20 protein-coding genes are annotated in these 17,164 nt (G+C 69.8%); 12 read left to right on the top strand and 8 right to left on the bottom strand.

The window, feature by feature from the left end; all coding sequences use genetic code 11:
* Positions 1-87: 87 nt before the first annotated feature.
* On the bottom strand, positions 88-849 hold the full coding sequence (locus tag ABD134_RS09505; protein WP_344228927.1) for an ABC transporter ATP-binding protein: 762 nt from the start codon (positions 847-849) through the stop codon (positions 88-90).
* Between the two features lie 169 nt (positions 850-1,018).
* On the opposite strand from ABD134_RS09505, the gene ABD134_RS09500 reads away from it, so the two are divergent.
* Both ABD134_RS09500 and ABD134_RS09495 read left to right on the top strand, forming a co-directional pair.
* The gene (locus ABD134_RS09500) at positions 1,019-1,519 is read left to right on the top strand and encodes a MarR family winged helix-turn-helix transcriptional regulator (RefSeq protein ID WP_344228926.1); all 501 of its coding nucleotides are present in this window, start codon (positions 1,019-1,021) and stop codon (positions 1,517-1,519) included.
* Between the two features lie 200 nt (positions 1,520-1,719).
* Positions 1,720-2,166 (top strand): MarR family winged helix-turn-helix transcriptional regulator, encoded by a 447-nt coding sequence (locus ABD134_RS09495; RefSeq protein WP_344228924.1) that lies wholly within the window; start codon positions 1,720-1,722, stop codon positions 2,164-2,166.
* 39 nt (positions 2,167-2,205) lie between these two features.
* Here ABD134_RS09495 and ABD134_RS09490 read toward each other — a convergent pair whose 3' ends face one another.
* The 3 genes from ABD134_RS09490 to ABD134_RS09480 form a co-directional block, all read right to left on the bottom strand.
* The gene (locus tag ABD134_RS09490) at positions 2,206-2,478 is read right to left on the bottom strand and encodes a hypothetical protein (protein WP_344228922.1); all 273 of its coding nucleotides are present in this window, start codon (positions 2,476-2,478) and stop codon (positions 2,206-2,208) included.
* An 85-nt stretch (positions 2,479-2,563) separates the two neighbouring features.
* Entirely contained in the window at positions 2,564-2,965 is a 402-nt protein-coding gene (locus ABD134_RS09485) for a hypothetical protein (protein WP_344228920.1), read from the bottom strand.
* Between the two features lie 101 nt (positions 2,966-3,066).
* Positions 3,067-3,840 (bottom strand): ubiquinone/menaquinone biosynthesis methyltransferase, encoded by a 774-nt coding sequence (locus tag ABD134_RS09480; protein WP_344228919.1) that lies wholly within the window; start codon positions 3,838-3,840, stop codon positions 3,067-3,069.
* A gap of 174 nt (positions 3,841-4,014) precedes the next feature.
* Here ABD134_RS09480 and ABD134_RS09475 point away from each other — a divergent pair, with 174 nt between their 5' ends.
* The 8 genes from ABD134_RS09475 (at position 4,015) to ABD134_RS09440 (ending at position 11,388) form a co-directional block, all read left to right on the top strand.
* Positions 4,015-4,992 carry a cation diffusion facilitator family transporter gene (locus ABD134_RS09475; protein ID WP_344230829.1) on the top strand — a complete coding sequence of 326 codons (978 nt, stop codon included), beginning with the start codon at positions 4,015-4,017 and terminating at the stop codon, positions 4,990-4,992.
* Between the two features lie 190 nt (positions 4,993-5,182).
* Positions 5,183-6,289 carry an iron-siderophore ABC transporter substrate-binding protein gene (locus ABD134_RS09470; protein ID WP_344228918.1) on the top strand — a complete coding sequence of 369 codons (1,107 nt, stop codon included), beginning with the start codon at positions 5,183-5,185 and terminating at the stop codon, positions 6,287-6,289.
* A gap of 42 nt (positions 6,290-6,331) precedes the next feature.
* Positions 6,332-7,480, top strand: a complete 1,149-nt coding sequence (locus ABD134_RS09465; protein ID WP_344228917.1) for a FecCD family ABC transporter permease — start codon at positions 6,332-6,334, stop codon at positions 7,478-7,480.
* Entirely contained in the window at positions 7,477-8,601 is a 1,125-nt protein-coding gene (locus ABD134_RS09460) for a FecCD family ABC transporter permease (protein WP_344228915.1), read from the top strand. The genes ABD134_RS09465 and ABD134_RS09460 overlap by 4 nt, the downstream gene beginning before the upstream one ends.
* A 1-nt stretch (position 8,602) precedes the next feature.
* Positions 8,603-9,475: an ABC transporter ATP-binding protein gene (locus tag ABD134_RS09455; protein ID WP_344228913.1), complete on the top strand. Its 873-nt coding sequence runs from the start codon at positions 8,603-8,605 to the stop codon at positions 9,473-9,475.
* A 79-nt stretch (positions 9,476-9,554) separates the two neighbouring features.
* On the top strand, positions 9,555-10,217 hold the full coding sequence (locus tag ABD134_RS09450; RefSeq protein ID WP_344228911.1) for a GNAT family N-acetyltransferase: 663 nt from the start codon (positions 9,555-9,557) through the stop codon (positions 10,215-10,217).
* A 4-nt stretch (positions 10,218-10,221) separates the two neighbouring features.
* Entirely contained in the window at positions 10,222-10,593 is a 372-nt protein-coding gene (locus tag ABD134_RS09445; RefSeq protein WP_344228909.1) for a VOC family protein, read from the top strand.
* Positions 10,594-10,728: 135 nt separating this feature from the next.
* On the top strand, positions 10,729-11,388 hold the full coding sequence (locus tag ABD134_RS09440; RefSeq protein ID WP_344228907.1) for an SDR family oxidoreductase: 660 nt from the start codon (positions 10,729-10,731) through the stop codon (positions 11,386-11,388).
* Positions 11,389-11,420: 32 nt separating this feature from the next.
* Here the strand turns inward: ABD134_RS09440 and ABD134_RS09435 are convergent, their stop codons facing one another.
* Entirely contained in the window at positions 11,421-12,773 is a 1,353-nt protein-coding gene (locus tag ABD134_RS09435; RefSeq protein ID WP_344228905.1) for an SLC5/6 family protein, read from the bottom strand.
* 184 nt (positions 12,774-12,957) lie between these two features.
* Between ABD134_RS09435 and ABD134_RS09430 the strand changes: the two genes are divergently transcribed.
* The gene (locus tag ABD134_RS09430; RefSeq protein WP_344228903.1) at positions 12,958-13,323 is read left to right on the top strand and encodes a YciI family protein; all 366 of its coding nucleotides are present in this window, start codon (positions 12,958-12,960) and stop codon (positions 13,321-13,323) included.
* A 50-nt stretch (positions 13,324-13,373) separates the two neighbouring features.
* Here ABD134_RS09430 and ABD134_RS09425 read toward each other — a convergent pair whose 3' ends face one another.
* Both ABD134_RS09425 and ABD134_RS09420 read right to left on the bottom strand, forming a co-directional pair.
* The gene (locus ABD134_RS09425; RefSeq protein WP_344228901.1) at positions 13,374-14,093 is read right to left on the bottom strand and encodes a Pr6Pr family membrane protein; all 720 of its coding nucleotides are present in this window, start codon (positions 14,091-14,093) and stop codon (positions 13,374-13,376) included.
* A gap of 5 nt (positions 14,094-14,098) precedes the next feature.
* Positions 14,099-14,482: a VOC family protein gene (locus ABD134_RS09420; protein WP_344228900.1), complete on the bottom strand. Its 384-nt coding sequence runs from the start codon at positions 14,480-14,482 to the stop codon at positions 14,099-14,101.
* Between the two features lie 141 nt (positions 14,483-14,623).
* Between ABD134_RS09420 and ABD134_RS09415 the strand changes: the two genes are divergently transcribed.
* Positions 14,624-15,202: an NADPH-dependent FMN reductase gene (locus ABD134_RS09415; RefSeq protein ID WP_344228899.1), complete on the top strand. Its 579-nt coding sequence runs from the start codon at positions 14,624-14,626 to the stop codon at positions 15,200-15,202.
* Between the two features lie 57 nt (positions 15,203-15,259).
* On the opposite strand, the gene ABD134_RS09410 is transcribed toward ABD134_RS09415, so the two are convergent.
* Positions 15,260-17,161 (bottom strand): ABC-F family ATP-binding cassette domain-containing protein, encoded by a 1,902-nt coding sequence (locus ABD134_RS09410; RefSeq protein WP_344228897.1) that lies wholly within the window; start codon positions 17,159-17,161, stop codon positions 15,260-15,262.
* Positions 17,162-17,164: the final 3 nt, after the last annotated feature.

The following is a 17,164-nucleotide window of genomic DNA, read 5'->3' as shown; positions in this document are numbered from 1 at the left end:
GACCGGCCGGCGTCGTGCCCGGCTCGCCCTGGCCGCCCAGCGGAGTGGACCCCACGCGGGGCTCGGAATGGGTGTGCGGGGAGGTGGTCATCGGATGGCCTCCGTCCGGTGGGTCTCCGAGCCGACCGGTCCGTCGGCACCGGTCGCGCCGGCCGCCGAATCGGCCACGATCCGCCCGTCCTGCACGCGTACGAGGCGGGAGCAGCGGTCAGCTGTCGCCTGGTCGTGCGTGACCATGACGAGGGTGCGGCCGCGGCCGACGGTGGAGTCGAGCAGGGCTCCGAGGACGGAGGCCGAGGTGGTGGAGTCGAGGGCGCCGGTGGGCTCATCGGCGAAGACGACCTGCGGATCGGCCACCTGGGCGCGGGCGATGGCCACCCGCTGGGCCTGGCCTCCGGAGAGTTCACCGAGGCGGCGGGTCTGCATGCCGTCCAGGCCGAGGGCGGCCAGCCATTGGGCCGCGTGGGCCTCGGCGGCGGGGCGGGACACTCCGGAGAGCAGCAGCGGGAGGGCCACGTTCTCCTGGGCGGTCAGCTCGGGCAGCAGCAGCCCGTCCTGGAACACGAACCCGAGCCGCTCGCGGCGGAGCCGGGCGCGGGCCTCCTCATTGAGGGTGGTGATCTCGGTCGGCTCGGCACTGGGCGCGGTGAACGACACCGAGCCGGCGTCAGGCAACAGGATCCCAGAGAGCACGTGCATCAGAGTGGTCTTGCCGGAGCCCGAGGGACCCATGATGGCCACGGACTCCCCGGCGTGCACGGTCAGGTCCACGCCGTCGAGGGCGCGGGTGGGCCCGTAGGCCTTGGTCAGGCTGCGGGCGGCGAGCAGGGGCGAGGGTCGATTCATCATGCCTCCACTCTCCCGCCGGGCACTCCCTGACGGCATCGGACCAGGCTCCGAATCTCGGCCGCGGCGGGTCCACCTGTGGGATGACCTGGAGAGCCACGCCGGGGCGGAGCACCTTGCCTTTGACTTCCGTGGAAGATAGCGTACTGGAAACTAATCGTAAGGGGTGCACATGGCCAGTGCTAACGCCGGGGAGTCCCGGGACGAGCACGCCGTCGAGCTCTGGGGCCGCATCATCAACGGCTTCGAGGCGACGAACCGCCGGATCCACGGGGCGATCAACGAACGGTTCTCACTGTCGGAGGCCGAGGTCCAGGTCCTGCTGACCCTGCACCGCCAGCCCGACCTCCGCGCCCCGATGGCCACGCTGGCCAGGGCGGCGTCCTTCTCGACCGGTGGCTTCACCAAGCTCGCGGACAAGCTGACCCAGCGCGGGCTCGTCTCCCGCGCCGCCTGCCCCGACGACCGCCGAGTGACGCTACTGGAGTTCACCCCCGACGGGCGCACCCTGGCTGACGAGGTGACCCGGCTGGACGCCCGCCTCAACCGCGAGGCCTTCCTCGACGTCCTCGGCCTGGACACGGCCGAGGACGTGGCGGAGGCCATGGCGGAACTGTTCCGCGCGAACAACCCGTCTGACGACTCAGGTACCGCCGCCACCCTTCCCCGGTGACACACTCGTCCACCACCGTGGTGAGGATGCCCCGGTGGTCCGTTCCGGGGAAGTCCAGCAGTGCGCAGTCCCGCGGTACCGGCCCTCGCAGCAGGGCATGGTCGATGGCCGTGATGGGCGGCAACCATGACCCCACCGGCCACGGGGGCCCGGGGAGCGGGCCGGGGACTTCAGCGCGAGCCATCAGGCATCCTAGAGGTATGGACGAACCGCTTCCCATCACGGACCCCCTGGCCCTGGAAAGTCAGATCTGTTTCGCGCTGTCCGTGGCATCTCGAGGCGTGATCGCCGCCTACCGGCCCGTGCTCGAGCCGTTGAAGCTGACTCACCCGCAGTACCTCGTGATGCTCGCGCTCTGGCAGCACGCACCCCTGTCCCTCAAGGATCTGGCGGAGTTGCTGCATATGGAGCCGGCCACCCTGTCCCCGCTGACCAAGCGCCTGGAGGCGTTGGGTTACGTCCAGCGGGCGAAGAATCCCGACGACGGCCGCGGCCTCGCCCTGTCCCTCACCGAGGAGGGCCGGGCGTTGCGTCAGCAGGCCGAACAGGTGCCGGTGGAGATGATGCAACGACTGCAGATGGACGAGACCGAGCTAAGGGACCTGCACCGGCTCATGAGAACGCTGATGCAGCGCGTCCACCCGTGATCATGCGTGGTCCGGATGCACGGTCCGGCCGGCGGGCGATCAGAGGCCGGTGAACGCCAGCAACTCGGCGGGCGGCTGCTGACCAGTGCTCTGGTAGCCCTGCAGGAGCTTCACCGCACGCTCCTTTTGGAGCTGCTTGCGAGGGTCCAGCGTGCCCTGGCGGCTGGCCGGGCCGAACGTGCACGAGGCGATGTAGATGAACCGCCACTGGAACCGGAACCACTTTCCCAGGCCGGTCTTATCCCTCACCACCGAGTAGGCCTTCTGGCGTGTGGGCGTGTTCGGCTGGTGCTGTGGGCTCTGCTCGGTCATCAGGTTCCCCCTGGTTCGGAATCCCACCACGGTGACGGTGGCCGAGGTCAGTCTATTTTAGTTAGGGCGCTAACTGAAATCTGGATCAGGTGTTGTCCCCGGTCTCGTTCGGCCGCATGACGGGCGGTTCCTCGCCGTCCTTCAGCATGAAGTACCGGTAACCCTCCTGGAAGGGTTTTGGTGGCTGACCGTGGTGGCCCTGGCCGGCGGCTTCCCAGGACTCCGTCACCCCGTCCTCACCGGCGGCTCGGCGGATCGCTGGCGGCGGCTCCTCCTCCTGCTCCCGGTAGGCGGCGGCCACCCGCTGGGCTCGCTCCACCCGCAGTGCCTCCCGCGGGTTCAGTCCCGCCTGCCGGCTCGCCGGGCCATAGACATCATTGGCCGCATAGCGGATCCGCCACAGCAGGCGGTACACGAGGGACAACCCGGTCGTGTCCTTCTCCAGCAGGTGGATCTTCTGGTTCTCGCGGATCTCTTCATCTCGCATGGCGTTCCTCCAAGGGACCGCCGATGCCGGAGCACCGGCGTACTTCCAGCGTAGAACCGGCACTGCGGAAGGTGAACGGCTGGTGTGCCGAGCGGTACTGCTCAGAGAGGTTTAGTGGCCCAATGGATCGCGAGCGTGCCGAATAGATGGGTCTCGTGGCCCACCCCCTCGAAGCCGGCCTCCTCCAGCAGTGCCTGGATCTGGGCAGGGGTCTTGAAGCCCCGGCTGGTGGCGGAGAGGTATTCATAGGCACCCGGGGTGCGGGTGATCAGCCGGGAGATCTGCGGCACCACGTACTTGATGTACGCCGTGGAGAACGGCTTGATCATGTTGTCCGGTGCAGGAGAGGTCTCCAGCGCGACCATGCGGCCGCCGGGCTTGAGCACCCGGAACTGTTCGGCCAGCGTGGTGGGGATGTCCGCCACGTTGCGCAGCAGGTAACCGTGGGTGACGGCGTCGAAGGTGTTGTCCTCGAACGGCAGGTCCATGGCATCCGCCTCGACCCAATCGATCTGACCGCCACCCGGCCGCTTCCTGCCGACCTCCATCATCTCGGGTGCGAAGTCGGCGCCAGTGACCTGGGCACCATAGTGTGAGCGTAGGACCTCCAGGGCGATGTCCCCGGTGCCGGTGGCGAGGTCCAGGACCACGGGGCGGTCAGGCAGCTCGGCCCTCGCCACGGTCCGGCGCACGAACCGCGGCTCCTGCCCCCACGTCATCACGAGGTTCATCAGGTCATACCGGCCGGCAATGCCATCGAACATCGAGGCCACCGTGGCCCCGTGGTCCGCTGGTGCCCCGGCAGCCTCCGGCGCATCGCTCGGCGACGTTTGATCGGAGGAGGGGTTCTCTGAGGCTGACTGGTGTGTGCTCACTCGCTCCACGGTAGCCGGTTCCCGGCGAGAACCCCGGTCAGCGAGGCGGTCTCGGAGGAACCTCCGGCCGCACCAGCATCATGCCCGCCCAGCGGTGCCGTGGAGCGCTCTTACCCTCAGGCTGGGGGCCTGCCAGTAGTCGCTGACCTGCGGAAGGCTTAGGGTGATCCCGTGATGCACGACTCACAGAAGCTCGGCTGGGATCTGCCCCGCGATCAGCAGGAGGCATTGCGCAAGGCAGTGCGCCTGGAGTGGCTCAGTCTGGGCATCACGGCATGCACGATCACCCTCGTCGCCTTCGTCCTGGGCAACTCGCAGGCCATGAAGACCGCCTGGATCGAAGACATGCTCTCCACGATCCCGCAGATCTCCTTCCTGATCTCCCTACTCGCCATCCGCCGGTTCCGCCAGAACGCGCGGCGCCCCTACGGAGTCCACCGCGCCGCCGGCATCGGCCACCTCGTCTCCTCCGTGGCCCTGACGCTCGTCGGCGGGTTCCTCGCCTACGAGGCCGTCAGTGGCCTGGTGACCGCAGAACACCCCACGGTCGGCACGGTGCAGCTGTTCGGCAACACCGTCTGGCTCGGCTGGATCATGATGGGGGTCATGGCGGTCATCGCCATTCCACCCATCTTCCTGGCCCGCGCCAAGCTGAAGGTCGCGCCGATCCTCAATGACAAGGTGCTCTTCGCCGACGCGAACATGAACAAGGCCGACTGGCTCACCAACGCTGCCTCCATCGTCGGTGTGGCCGGCATCGGCCTCGGCCTGTGGTGGTTGGATTACGCAGCAGCCTTCGTCATCTCGGTGGACATCCTCAAGGATGGTGTCCGGCACCTGCGGGCGGCGGTCCTGGATCTGATCGACAGGCGGGCCACCACACCTGACAACAAGGGTCCGCATCCGGCCATTGCCGACGCCGTCCACGCCATCCAGGCCTTGCCGTGGGTGGATCAGGCCGGCTGCCGCGTGCGGGACCTCGGCCGGCGATTGCACATCGAGGTCTTCCTGGTCCCCCGGTCCGGCGATGTCAGCGTGGACCAGATCGAGGAGGCGGCCAAGGTCTCCCGTTCCGTGGACTGGATGGTCTGGGACGTAGTCGTGATGCCCGTGACACGGCTACCGGACTTCGCCCAGCCGGACTTCGACTGACGCGTGCCCAGCGACTGCACCGGAAACCTGGGAGGGTTCGCACATCCGGTACGGTCGCTGGGCACGTCCACCGTTGACCCAACTGCAGTGTGCTGCCACCCCACACGGCGGCTGCACATGTTGTTAGGCTAGGCTAACCTCCTGTAATTAGGCAACACCCTTGTTTGCCAATGACTCGAAAGGCCGTCTCGTGTCCCTTGCATCTCCCTCCCCCACCGCCGGCGCACCGACCGCCGGCCGGACCACCCGCCGTCGTGCCCTGTCCCTGGGTTCCCTGGCGTTGAGCGCCGCCCTGCTCGCCGGCTGCTCCACAGGGCCGGCCGGCGGCTCGGACTCCGAGGCCTCCGGCTCCACCGACGCGACCTCGGACGCCACGTTCCCCCGGACGGTGGAGCACATCTACGGCGAGACCGAGATCCCTGCCCAGCCCGAGCGTGTGGCCACCGTGTCCTGGGTGAACCAGGACGTCGCACTGGCCCTGGGCGTGGTGCCCGTGGGCGTGGCCGCCACCGAGTACGGCGGCAACGAGAACCAGTCCACCGACTGGTTCGATTCCGCCCTCGAGGAGGCCGGCGGAGAGGCCCCGGAACAGTACTCCGAAGCTGACGGCATCAACTTCGAGGCCCTGGCCGCCACGGAGCCGGACGTCATTCTCGCCGCCTACTCCGGCATCACCCAGGATGAGTATGACAAGCTCTCCGAGATCGCCCCCGTGGTGGCCTACCCGGAGGACACCGCGGCGTTCACCACCGCCTGGCAGGATTCCACCCGGCTGATCGGGGAGGCCCTCGGCAAGGAGGACCAGGCCGAAGAGGTCATCACGGACGTCGAGGGGCAGGTCGCCCAGGCCGCGGAGGACTACCCCGCCCTGGCCGGCACCACCTTCCTGACGGGTACGGTCGATCCGGCCGCCGCCGATCAGATCTACCTGTTCACCGCCGCGGACAACCGGCCGAAGTTCCTGACCTCGCTCGGCATGGAGCTGGCCCCCGTGCTGGCGGACAACGACGAGGCCCAGGATGCCTTCTTCCTGACCTGGTCCCCCGAGCGGGCGGACGAGCTCGACTCGGACATCTTCGTCACCTCGGCCACCGATGAGTCGGTGACCGAGGCCATCTCCTCCGACCCTCTGCTGTCCAAGATCCCGGCCGTGCAGGATGAGACGCTCGTGGTGCAGACCGACCAGCAGGAGGTCCTGTCCACCTCGGCCGCCTCCCCGCTGTCCATCCCGTGGGCGCTGGAGAACGTGGTCCCGGACATCGCCGCCGCGGCCGAGCAAGCCGACAGCGCGGAATAGTACAGACCAGTCCAATGACCACCGTCTGATGACAGAGAGCGCATGAGACTCTCCCTCCAGCGCCCCTCCGCGGAGCCTCCGCCGCCCGGCACCAGCACCCCTGGCTCGCCGGAGCAGCGGTCCGCGCCTCCGGCACGACGCCGGCCGGTCACCGCTGCATCTATCCACGCCCTGCCATTCCTCGCCCTCCCGGCACTGGTGCTGGTATTCGCGTGCCTGGCCGCGTTGGCCTTCGGGGCCCGCCACGTGGACCCGGGAACCACCCTTGACGCTCTCGGCGCGTTCCTCACCGGCTGGGGTGACACCGCGGCGGCGGACATCGACGCCGCCGCGGCCCTGTCCCGCATTCCACGCACCATCACCGCCGTGCTCGTGGGCGCGGCCCTCGCGGTGTCCGGAGTGGCCCTGCAGGGAGCCACCCGCAACCCGCTCGGTGATGCAGGCCTGCTGGGCCTGACCGCCGGGGCCTCCCTGGCGGTGGCCCTGGGCCTGGGCCTCGGCATCTCGGCCGGCCTGGCGGGGGTGATGGTGCTGGCGATCCTCGGGACGCTGGTGGCCGCCGCGGTGGTCTACACCGTTGCCTCGGCCGCCTCCCGGCTGGGGGGCGGCACGGGCGGCACCCCGGGGCCCCTCTCTCTCGTGCTGGCCGGGGCCGCCGTCACCGCAGGCTGCACCGCCGTCACCAGCGCCCTGCTGATCCTCTCCCCCGCGGTGCTGGAGCGCTTCCGGTTCTGGACCGTCGGCTCCGTCGCCAGGTCCTCACTGGAAGACGCCGCCTGGCTGGCCCCCGTGATCGCCCTCGGCATCCTGATGGTCTTCGTGGCCGCCCCCGGGCTGGATGCGCTGGCCCTCGGTGACGAGCTGGCCCACGGGCTCGGTTCCCGCCCCGAACGCCTGCGCATGGTCCTGCTCGGTGCCACCGTGCTGTTGACCGCCGCCGCCACCGCCTTGGCCGGTCCCGTGGTGTTCGTGGGCCTGCTGGTCCCCCATGCCCTGCGCCGGTTCCGCCCGGCCTCCACGCGCGTGCTCGTGTTGGGCTGCGCCCTGTGGGGGGCCGTCCTGCTCGTACTCGCCGACCTCGCCGGCCGGCTCGTGGTGGCGCCTCAGGAGATCCACGTGGGCGTGACCACGGTGGTCATCGGCGTGCCCGTGCTGCTGCTGTTGCTGCGCCGGAAGGCGGTCTCCCTGTGAGCGCGCCATCCATCGAGACCACGGCCGCCGCTCCCGCCCCGGAGGCAGTGGCTGGACCCTCCCCGGCTGCGGTGGCCGCTGTGCGGTCGCTGCATTCCCGTGCCCGACGCCGGCTGCTCACCGCCACGCTCTGCCTCGCCGCGGCCTTGGTGCTGGCGATGGGGGTGCGGGTGCTGCTGGGCCATTACACCGTCACGATCCCCGACTTCTTCGCCATCCTCGGCGGGGAGACCATCCCCGGCGCCTCCTTCATCGTGATGCAGGAGAAGCTGCCCCGGGCCGTGGCCGGAGCCTTGGCCGGGGCGGCGTTCGGCGCCGCCGGCGCCCTCTTCCGGCGCACGCTGCGCAACCCCCTGGCTAGCCCTGACATCATCGGCGTGACCCAGGGTGCCGCCGTCGCCGCCGTGACCGTGCTTGCCTTCGGCGGCGTGCGGGGGACGGGTATGGCCGCCGCCGCCCTGCTCGGCGGCCTGGTGGCGATCGCCATCGTCCTCGGGTTCTCGATGGCCGGGCGGCCCTCCGCAGGCGCCGGTTCCGGCGGGCTGGCGGGCGCCTTGGGCGGGGCCACCTTCATCGTGGCCGGGATCGCCGTGGCGTCCCTGTGCCAGGCCATCCTGTCCGGGGCGATGCTGGCCCTGTCCCAGCATGATCTGCAGGCCGCGGCTGTGTGGACCGCGGGTTCCCTCAACGCGGTGACGTGGGAGCGGATCACCCTGCTGGCCATCATCATGATCGTGCTGGTACCGCTCGCCGGTCTCCTGCATTCCCGACTGGCCCCGGCCGACCTGGGCGGCGAGCTGGCCCACGGCGTGGGCTCCCGGCCCGGCCGGACGGGCCTCTGGTCCCTCGTGACCGGCGCCCTGCTGGCGGCGGCGGCGACGGCGGCCACCGGCCCGCTCGCGTTCGTCGCCCTGCTCTCCACCCCCCTGGCCCGGGGTCTCACCGGGGGACGGCCCTCGATGCCGGCGGCGGCCCTCTGCGGCGCGGTCATCGTGGTGGTCGCGGACTTCGCGGCCGCCGAGGCCTTCGGCGGGGTCCGCCTGCCCACCGGCGTGCTCACCGGGGCGGCCGGGGCGCCGCTGATGCTGTGGCTCCTGCTTCGAAGTGGACGGAAGGCTTGAGATGACAGTAGAACCGGCGATCCGCCTGCGCGGCGCGAGCCTGGCCTATGGCCCGCACACGGTCGTGGGGCAGGAGAAGCCCGTAGACCTGGACGTGCCGGCTGGCCAGACCACGGCCATCATCGGCGCCAACGGCTGCGGCAAGTCGACCCTCCTGAAGGGGTTGACCCGGCAGCTGCCCCTGGTGACCGGATCTCTCGAGGTCCTCGGCCGGGACGTGGAGAGATGGAACCCCCGCAGCTATGCCCGCACCGTGGCGCTCCTGCCGCAGTCCCCGGTGGTGCCGGAGGGCATGACGGTGGAGCAACTCGTGGACCGCGGGCGTCACCCGCACCGTGGCTGGTTCGGGGCCCGGACGGCCCAGGACACCGAGGCGATCGCCCAGGCCCTCGAGCTGGCCGACCTGGTCGGGCTGGCCGGCCGGGACGTGGCCGAGCTCTCGGGCGGTCAGCGCCAGCGGGCCTGGCTGGCCCTGGTGCTGGCCCAGCAGACCCCCGTGGTGCTGCTCGATGAACCCACCTCCTACCTGGACCTGTCCCACCAGGTGGAGTTGCTGGACCTGGTGCGGGACCTGCCGGACCCCAGGTCAGCCGGTGCAGACGAGCGGCCCCGGGCCACCGTGGTCGCCGTGCTGCATGAGCTCAACCTCGCCGCCCGGTCCGCGGACCACATCATCGCCATGGCCCACGGCCAGGTCCTGGCCGAGGGGACACCGGAGGAGGTCCTGACCCCCGCGAACCTGGAGGGAATCTACGGGCTGGACGCCGACGTCGTGAAGGATCCGTTGCTGGGCCACCCGGTGGTGCTGCCGCGGACGGCGGCGAACCGGGCCGCGGCCGAGAAGGTGGGGACCGGGACCGTGCAACTGCCCTGACGCCCTGGGTGCTTGACCGTAGTCGGCCAGCGGCCACCACCCAGGCCCGGTTCCTGCCCGGCGCTGGCATGATGGTGCCGTGACTCCGGCACCCGATTTCTCCCGCAAGCAGGCATTGGCCGGCGACCTGATACAGCTGGTTCCGGCCCGGCGGGAGCATGCTGCGGTGCTCCACCCGCTGCTGGCAGATGCCGAGGTGTCCCGGCTGACCGGGACGATGCACTCCTCCACCGTGCCGCCGCACCCGACCTCAGAAGGTGACGGAGCTCCGGCGGACTCCGAAGGGCAGGTGCCCTGGTCGGTGGACGAGCTCGCCGAGATCTACGCGCGCTGGTCCCGGGCGAAGGACCGGATCGTGTGGGTCATCGAGGAGACGGCCACCGGTCGGATCGTCGGGGAGTCCGTGCTCAACGACCTCGACGAGGACAACCTCTCCTGCGGCTTCCGGATCTGGATCTCCGGCGCTCGGGACCGTGGCCTCGGCAGCGAGGCGGTGGAGCTGACCCTGCGGCATGCCTTCGAGGACCAGGGGCTGCACCGGGTGTCGCTCGAGGTCTACGCCTTCAATCCGCGGGCCCGCCATGTCTACGAGAAGGCCGGGTTCCGTCTGGAGGGCACCCTGCGCGAGGCGCTGCTCTTCGACGGCGAATGGGTGGACGCCCACGTGATGGGGATCCTGGATGAGCAGTGGCGGTCTCGGCAGGGAGGGGTTCCCACGGACCCGCTTCCTGCCGGACCATAGCTCCATGGCACACGGAGACATCACCCACGTCGACATCCCGGTCACCGACCATCAGCGCGCCACCGACTTCTACGGTTCGGTCTTCGGCTGGAAGATCGAGACCTACCCCGGCTTCGAGGACTATCCCATGTGGCGGGCCCCGAATGAGGTCAGCGGCGGCGGCCTGGCCCCGCGCAGCGCGGACTTCACCCAACCCCGCTCCACCGTGGAGGTCGACTCGATCGACGAGACCCTGGCCACGGTCACCGCCCTGGGCGGCACCGTGATCGCCCCGAGGTCCCCGATCACCGAGACCAGCTGGTGGGCCGTGTTCCGGGATCTCGATGGCAACGAGATCGGACTCTACGAGGGCGTCACTGACACGTCAGCCACCTGAGACACGGAGACCCGAAGACGCCCGGGTTCACCGCCGGAGCGATTGCGCCGCCAGCCGAACGCGCTGGCGCGCCCTCCGGGTGCAGTGCAACAGTGGCCACGGAAGGACTGACACCCGAACGGAAGGACCAGATCCATGGCGAACTACCTGATCATCGGCGGACACGGCAAGGTGGCCCTGCGGACCGCCCCCCTGCTGGCGCAGGAGGGACACACGGTCACCTCGGTCATCCGTAGCCCGGAGCAGGCCGCGGAGATTGAGGCCGCCGGCGCGAAGGCCCTGGAGCTGGACATCGAGAACGCCTCACTGGAGGAGCTCGTCCGGGCCTTCGAGGGCCAGGACGCCATCGTCTGGTCCGCTGGCGCCGGCGGCGGGAACCCGGAGCGCACCTATGCCGTGGACCGGGACGCCGCGATTCGTTCCATGGACGCCGCCCTCCAAGCCGGCGTGAAGCGCTACGTCATGGTGTCCTACATGGGCGCCACCACCCAGCACGGCATCGCCGAGGACAACCCCTTCTTCGCATATGCGGAGTCCAAGGCCGCCGCGGACGAGTACCTGCGCAACTCCGGACTCGACTGGACTATCCTCGGCCCGGGAAAGCTCACCCTGGACGAGCCGACCGGCATGATCGCCGTCGGCAGCGGCACCGCGGACGGCGCCAATCGGGACACCTCACGCGGCAACGTGGCCCAGGCTGTCCGGGTCGCTCTAGCCACCCCGAACTCGATCGGACAACAGATCGACTTCGTGGACGGCGAGGAGCCGATCGTGGCGGCGTTCTCCCAGCTCTGACGGCGGCCGGGCCGGAAGCCGAAGCCGGGAGACTAGCGGAAGAGGCTGATGAGGATGCCGCCCACGGCGACCACGCCGGCGATGACCACGAAGACGTTCGAGGTCTTGCCGCGGAACCGAGCCAACGCCGGCACCTTGTGGATGGCATACATCGGCATGAGGTAGAGCACGGCGGCTATCACGGGGCCGGCCAGAGACTCGATCAGCGCCAGGATGCTCGGATTGAGCACCCCGGCCAGCCACGTGGTGACGATCAGGAAGATGCTCACGCCGATCGTGATGCCGCGGTCGCTCAGGCGCTTCTGCTGTGGGTCCACCATGGTGCGCACGATCGACGTGGCCCCCTCGGCGGCCCCCAGCCAGTGGCCGAAGAAAGACGAGGCGATCGCCGTGATGGCCACGGCGGGGCCGAGCCAGGCGATGAGGGGCAGGCCCATCACGTTGGCGAGGTGGGAGAGCACCGGAAGATTGGCTTCCTTGGCCTCCTGCAGCCCCTCGGGGCCGAGGGCCAGCACACAGGACCAGACGAAGCCCATGGTGAAGACGACCAGCAGCACCGCGGTGATCCGGAGGATGGAGGACGCCTTCTGCACGGATCCGGCCCCATAGCGTTCGCGCAGGGACACGGAGAACTGGGAGATGGCCGGGGAGTGGTTGAACGCGAAGACCAGCACCGGGATCATCAGCCAGAGGGACATCGCGAAGTCGCCGGGAGCGGGCAGCGCACCGAAGCCGTCGAAGGACCACTGGGGGATCAACAGCAGCGCGACCACGAACAGCACCGCGATCAACGGAAAGACCAGCCACTGGGTGACCACCAGCATGGCCTTCTTGCCGGCGACCATGACGGCAGACATCGCCGGCACCAGCACCCCGGACAGCAGCCACCGCGGCCAGGGTTCCAGGCCGAGCTGGTTCACCATGAGGCTCTCCACCGTGTTGGTGATGCCCACCCCGTAGATCAGCACGATCGGGTAGATCGCCAGGAAGTACAGGACGGTGACCACGCGGCCGGCGGCCTCTCCGAAGTACTCGCGGACCACGCCGGTGATGTCCTGGTTCGGGTTCGGCGAGGCACACACCATGCGGGACAGCGCCCGGTGGGAGAAGTAGGTCATCGGCCAGATCAGCACGGTGGCGATGAGCAGCGGCCACAGCCCACCGAGCCCGGCGTTGATCGGCAGGAACAGGATGCCGGCGCCTACGGCCGTGCCGAACAGGCCGGTCGTCCAGCTCGTGTCGAACCGGTTCCACCGGGGCGTCGTGGCCGTCGCGATGGTGGGCGCCTGACCTGCGGTCGGCTCGGGGGCCTGGCGCTCGGGCGGCTCCGGCATGGGTCCGGGCGTCGCCTCGGCTGCTGACTCGGGGGAAGGGCGTGAAGTCATGCACATACTCCTGGTTCGGCGCGTCGCGATCGGCTGCGCTGGGTGACCGCCCGGGGATCTAGCGGTTCTCGGCTGGCCCCAGCCGTCCACCTGGTGCGGTGGCAGGAAGGGCCCGATAGAGTGTAAGCCCGCTCACAGGCTGGCGCGAATCGAGCGGAACTCGACAGGCAGTAAGGAGAGGGCCATGCCCGAGTACCTGATTTCCGTGTGGCACTCCCCCGGTGTTCAGCACCGGGCGACGGGGCCCTACACGTCGGAAGAGGAGATGCAGGCAGCGTTCCAGGCAGTCGGCGAGTTCAACGAGGCACTCCGGGCCGAGGGCGCGTGGGTGTACGCCGGCGGTCTCGTCGCCCCAGAGGAATCCGTGGTGGTGGACTGCACTCGCGGTGCCGAACCGGTCATCACCGACGGCCCGTTCACCCAGGCCCAGCAGCACATGGGCGGGTTCTGGGTGGTGGACGCCGCCGGGCCGGAACAGGCCGAGGACCTGGCCGCCCGCGCGTCGAAGGCCTGCGGCAACAAGGTGGAACTCAGACCGTTTCAGACCTGATTCCGCATCACGCGCTCGGCGGAAGTCGAAGGACCGGCGTGTCTCGACATTCATCGCGGCCGCGATGAGACCAGGCGTGCCAGCAGCCGGTCGAGGGCCCACATCAGCGCGGCCAGCACGAAGAAGAACCCCAGGATCGCCACCACGTAGAGCGCCACCCCGTCATAGCCCATGCGTGGCACGTCGAGGATGCTGTAGGGGTACCAGTCGAGCGCCGGCCCCCGCGCCAGGGTGAATGCCAGCCAGGCGAGCGGGATGATGGCGGCCAGGCCGATCCGCTTCCACGTGACCTGGCCGCGGGGGTCGAACACCAGCCACACCAGCGGTGTCAGGATCGGCGTGATGATGTGCTGGATCGTGTCATTCAGATGTTCCACCGGGGTCCCCGGCGGAGCGCCCCGCAGCAGCACGTTGAACACCACGCCGGTGATGACGATGCAGACCACGGCCGCGATGCGGAGCGCGTGGAACAGGGTGGATGACCGGTGTGGTCGGAGGGCCAGCAGCAGTGAGGTCAGCCCGACGAGGAAATTGGACAGGAACGTGAAGTAGCTCGGCTGGTTGACCAGGTGCTCCCAGCCGCCGGCGAAGCCACCCGAGAAGCCCGCGTCCACCGGCAGGTCCGAGTCCTTCCAGGAGCCGATGTGGAAGGAGAGAGCGTTGCCCGTGAAGGACAGCAGCGCCGCCAGGGCGAACACCACCCGCCCGACGCCGGTCCACCGGCCGGGTGCCCCGGCAGCCTTCCCCGGCGTCAGGGTGCGGAGCGCCACGGCCGTCAGTCCTGGTGCAGGCAGATGATGTTGCCCACCGTGTCATTGATCAGCGCGTCCGTGCCGCCGTACTCCTGCTGCTGCGGCTCGGAGATCACCTCGGCCCCTCGGGCGCGAATCCGTTCGAACTCCTCGCGGCCACCGGTCAGGGTCAGGACGAAGGCGGGCATCCCTGCCAGACGGGTCTCGTTCTGGAAGGCCGCCGCCGCACCCTCGGCGCGGCCGAGCACCAAGGCGGCACCGGAGTCCGGCCCCGGGGCGCGCAGGGCGAGCCAGCGGAAGTCCCCACTGGCGAAGTCTGTCTCCACCTCGAAGCCGAGGACCTCGGTGTAGAACGCCTTGGCGGCATCCTGGTCATTGACGAGCACGTGGGCCTGGTCGATCTTCATGGGGCGCCTTTCGGAAGACGGTGAGCTGTGGGACGGCGCATGACCGCCCTCTGCCCAGTATGGCCTGACCCGCCTACGCTGGGGAGGACCGCGGTCATCTCGCCGCACCTGCCACGAGCACGCATCACTGGAGGGCACCACATGAAGATCGGCATCGTCATCGGATCTGTTCGCGAGGGACGCCTCGGCGAGTCCATCGGCGCCTGGGTGGCCGAACGGGCCCGGGCGCAGGCCGGCGCCGCGGACGTGGAGTGGACAGTCCTGGACGTCAAGGCCTTCAACCTGCCCATCATGGCCAGTGAGAACTGGGCCCAGGACGAGAACGGGCCGGCCGAGGTGCACCGGTGGCGGGATGCGGTGGCCGAGTGCGACGGCTTCGTCTTCGTCACCCCCGAGTACAACCGCAACATCCCCGGCGCCTTCAAGAACGCCTTCGACCTGCTGAGCCGGCAGTGGAGGGACAAGACCCTGGCCATCGTGGCCTATGGCGGCCTCGGCGGGGTCCGGGCGAACGAGGCCTGGAGGTTCACCGTGGCCTCCTACAACATGCATGTGGTCGGAGACTCGGTGAACCTGATCCGCCGCGTCGATTTCCCCGGCGGGAAGCTGGCGCTGACCGACCACCACGACACCTCACTCTCCAAAGTGCTGGCCCGCCTGGTGTCTCTCACCCGAGCGGTCACCACGGAGCGTGAGCGAGCGGCGGCCGCCTCGAGCTGAGGGGTTCGGCCCAGGTCAGCGGCTTGCGGTTGGGATCGAGTGGCGGATTCGGGCTGCTCAGTCCCGGTCCGGAGGCTCGAGGTCCATCCTCTCGCCCTGCCAACCAGCGCGGAGCCATCGGTCATGACTGGCCACCACGACGGCGCCCGGATACTCCGGGATGGACGCCTCCAACTGCGTGGAGAGCAGCAGGGAGAAGTGATTGGTCGGCTCGTCCAGCAGCAGCACGTCCGGCGGGTCGGCCAGCAGCACAGCCAGGTCCAGTCGACGCCGTTGCCCAACGGACAGATCCCGGACACGGCGCTGCTCGTCCCGCCCGGCGATCAGACCGAAGGTCCCCAAGGGCACCCTCTGCGCGGTGGCGTCGCCCACTGCCCGTCGGTACGACTCCGCGACGGTCACATCCTCGACTTCGGCCCCCTGCTCAGCCGTGGTGAGTTGTTCCGCGTCCTGGCCCAACAGGCCGACCGTGAGCCGGCCGGTGGTCGTGACCGAGCCGGCGTCGGGCATCAGGTCCTCGGCCAGGATGCGCAACAGCGTGGACTTCCCGGCCCCGTTGGGCCCCGTGATGAGCAGGCGCGAGCGCGTGCCGAGGTGCACCGATACCGGGGCCAACCGGCCGGTCAGGGCCACCTCGGTGGCCACCAGCACCGACCCCGCGTCCGACGCCGGCCGGATGATTCCCTGCCCGCGTGTTTCTGAGCGGTGGTCACCGCCGGAGGCACCACCCGCGGCACCGCTGAGGGCACCGTTGCCGGCAGGATGGGAGGCCGCTGCCGCAGCCAGCCCACCGAAGCTCACGACGGCGGGTGGCCTGCGGACCTGCGATTCCTCCAGCCGGGCCAGCGCCGTGGCCGCCTCGTTGACGCGCCGGGAGACGACTTTGGCGTTGCGGTCCGCGTAGAACTTCTGGGCCATCTTGCCCTCCGTGGGAGGCGGACGGTCTGCATTGCCCACGGTGTGGTTGTCCCTGACCTGCCGCCGCAGCCGCTTCAGCTCTGCTTGCTCGTCCCGGTACCGGCGCTCCCACCATTCCCGCTCGCCGATCCGGTACAGCAGGTAGTCCGTGTAGCGCCCGCCGTAGCGGGTGAGCCCGAAACCGGAGCCCGCGCCGCCGGCGTCCGAGGCACCGGGGGCGTCCCGGTGGAGCTGCGGGGCGGGGTCGAGGTCGAGCAGAGTGGTGGCGGCGTCGTCGAGGAATGCCCGGTCGTGGCTGGCGATCAGCACGGGTCCGGCCCAGTCCTGCAACAGGTCCACGAGCAGCGCGGTCCCGCGGGTGTCGAGGTGGTTGGTGGGCTCGTCCAGCAGCAGGGTGTCCGGGCGGCGCAACAGCAGCCAGGCCAGGGCGAGCCGGGACAGCTGACCGCCGGAGAGGCTGGAGGCCGGGCGGGTCCGTGGGATTCGTCCCAGGTCGAGTCCGTCCACGAGGCGATCCACCTGCTGGTCCACATCCCACGCCTGGGTGCGGACGGCCTCGGCGAGGGCGCGGTCGTAGGCCGTGGCGACCTCAGACGGGCTGACGGTGTCGGTCGGGGCTGCGAGCGCATCCGCGAGCCGGACCACCTCCTCCGCGACCGCGCGGGCCGGGGCCGTGGCCTCGTCCAGCACCTCCTGGACGGTGAGGTCCAGGGCGAAGGGCGGCTGCTGATGGAACAGTCCAACGCTGCCGGGGACAGTGACGCGGCCGCCGTGGTCGTCGTCCAGTCCGGCGACGATGCGCAGCAGGGTGGACTTGCCGGTGCCGTTCTCGCCGATGAGGCACGCACGCTCGCCGGAGGCCACTGTGCAGGAGACGTCCGTCAGCACGCGCCGGTCCGGGAAGGACTTGGAGACGCCATCGAGCGTGAGGTGGTCCGCACCGCCGAGGGCGGAGGCGACCGGGGTGAGGGACTGCGGCCGGTCGGACGACAGGCCAGAGGAGCGCAGATCTGCGGAGAGCAGGGAGTTGGGGTGGGTCATGAG

The organism is Citricoccus alkalitolerans, assembly GCF_039528175.1.
Taxonomy (GTDB): domain Bacteria; phylum Actinomycetota; class Actinomycetes; order Actinomycetales; family Micrococcaceae; genus Citricoccus; species Citricoccus alkalitolerans.
The sequence above is the reverse complement of the archived record's forward strand: the minus strand, read 5'-3'. Positions and strand labels throughout refer to the sequence as shown.

Excerpts from the sequence above, each read along its gene's own strand:
- ABD134_RS09440 (WP_344228907.1), top strand. The coding sequence starts at position 10,729 with ATGGCGAACTACCTGATCATCGGCGGACACGGCAAGGTGGCCCTGCGG.
- ABD134_RS09415 (WP_344228899.1), top strand. The coding sequence starts at position 14,624 with ATGAAGATCGGCATCGTCATCGGATCTGTTCGCGAGGGACGCCTCGGC.
- ABD134_RS09475 (WP_344230829.1), top strand. The coding sequence starts at position 4,015 with ATGCACGACTCACAGAAGCTCGGCTGGGATCTGCCCCGCGATCAGCAG.
- ABD134_RS09445 (WP_344228909.1), top strand. The coding sequence starts at position 10,222 with ATGGCACACGGAGACATCACCCACGTCGACATCCCGGTCACCGACCAT.
- ABD134_RS09455 (WP_344228913.1), top strand. The coding sequence starts at position 8,603 with ATGACAGTAGAACCGGCGATCCGCCTGCGCGGCGCGAGCCTGGCCTAT.
- ABD134_RS09465 (WP_344228917.1), top strand. The coding sequence starts at position 6,332 with ATGAGACTCTCCCTCCAGCGCCCCTCCGCGGAGCCTCCGCCGCCCGGC.
- ABD134_RS09410 (WP_344228897.1), bottom strand. The coding sequence starts at position 17,161 with ATGACCCACCCCAACTCCCTGCTCTCCGCAGATCTGCGCTCCTCTGGC.
- ABD134_RS09435 (WP_344228905.1), bottom strand. The coding sequence starts at position 12,773 with ATGACTTCACGCCCTTCCCCCGAGTCAGCAGCCGAGGCGACGCCCGGA.
- ABD134_RS09490 (WP_344228922.1), bottom strand. The coding sequence starts at position 2,478 with ATGACCGAGCAGAGCCCACAGCACCAGCCGAACACGCCCACACGCCAG.
- ABD134_RS09485 (WP_344228920.1), bottom strand. The coding sequence starts at position 2,965 with ATGCGAGATGAAGAGATCCGCGAGAACCAGAAGATCCACCTGCTGGAG.
- ABD134_RS09505 (WP_344228927.1), bottom strand. The coding sequence starts at position 849 with ATGATGAATCGACCCTCGCCCCTGCTCGCCGCCCGCAGCCTGACCAAG.
- ABD134_RS09495 (WP_344228924.1), top strand. The coding sequence starts at position 1,720 with ATGGACGAACCGCTTCCCATCACGGACCCCCTGGCCCTGGAAAGTCAG.
- ABD134_RS09430 (WP_344228903.1), top strand. The coding sequence starts at position 12,958 with ATGCCCGAGTACCTGATTTCCGTGTGGCACTCCCCCGGTGTTCAGCAC.
- ABD134_RS09420 (WP_344228900.1), bottom strand. The coding sequence starts at position 14,482 with ATGAAGATCGACCAGGCCCACGTGCTCGTCAATGACCAGGATGCCGCC.
- ABD134_RS09500 (WP_344228926.1), top strand. The coding sequence starts at position 1,019 with ATGGCCAGTGCTAACGCCGGGGAGTCCCGGGACGAGCACGCCGTCGAG.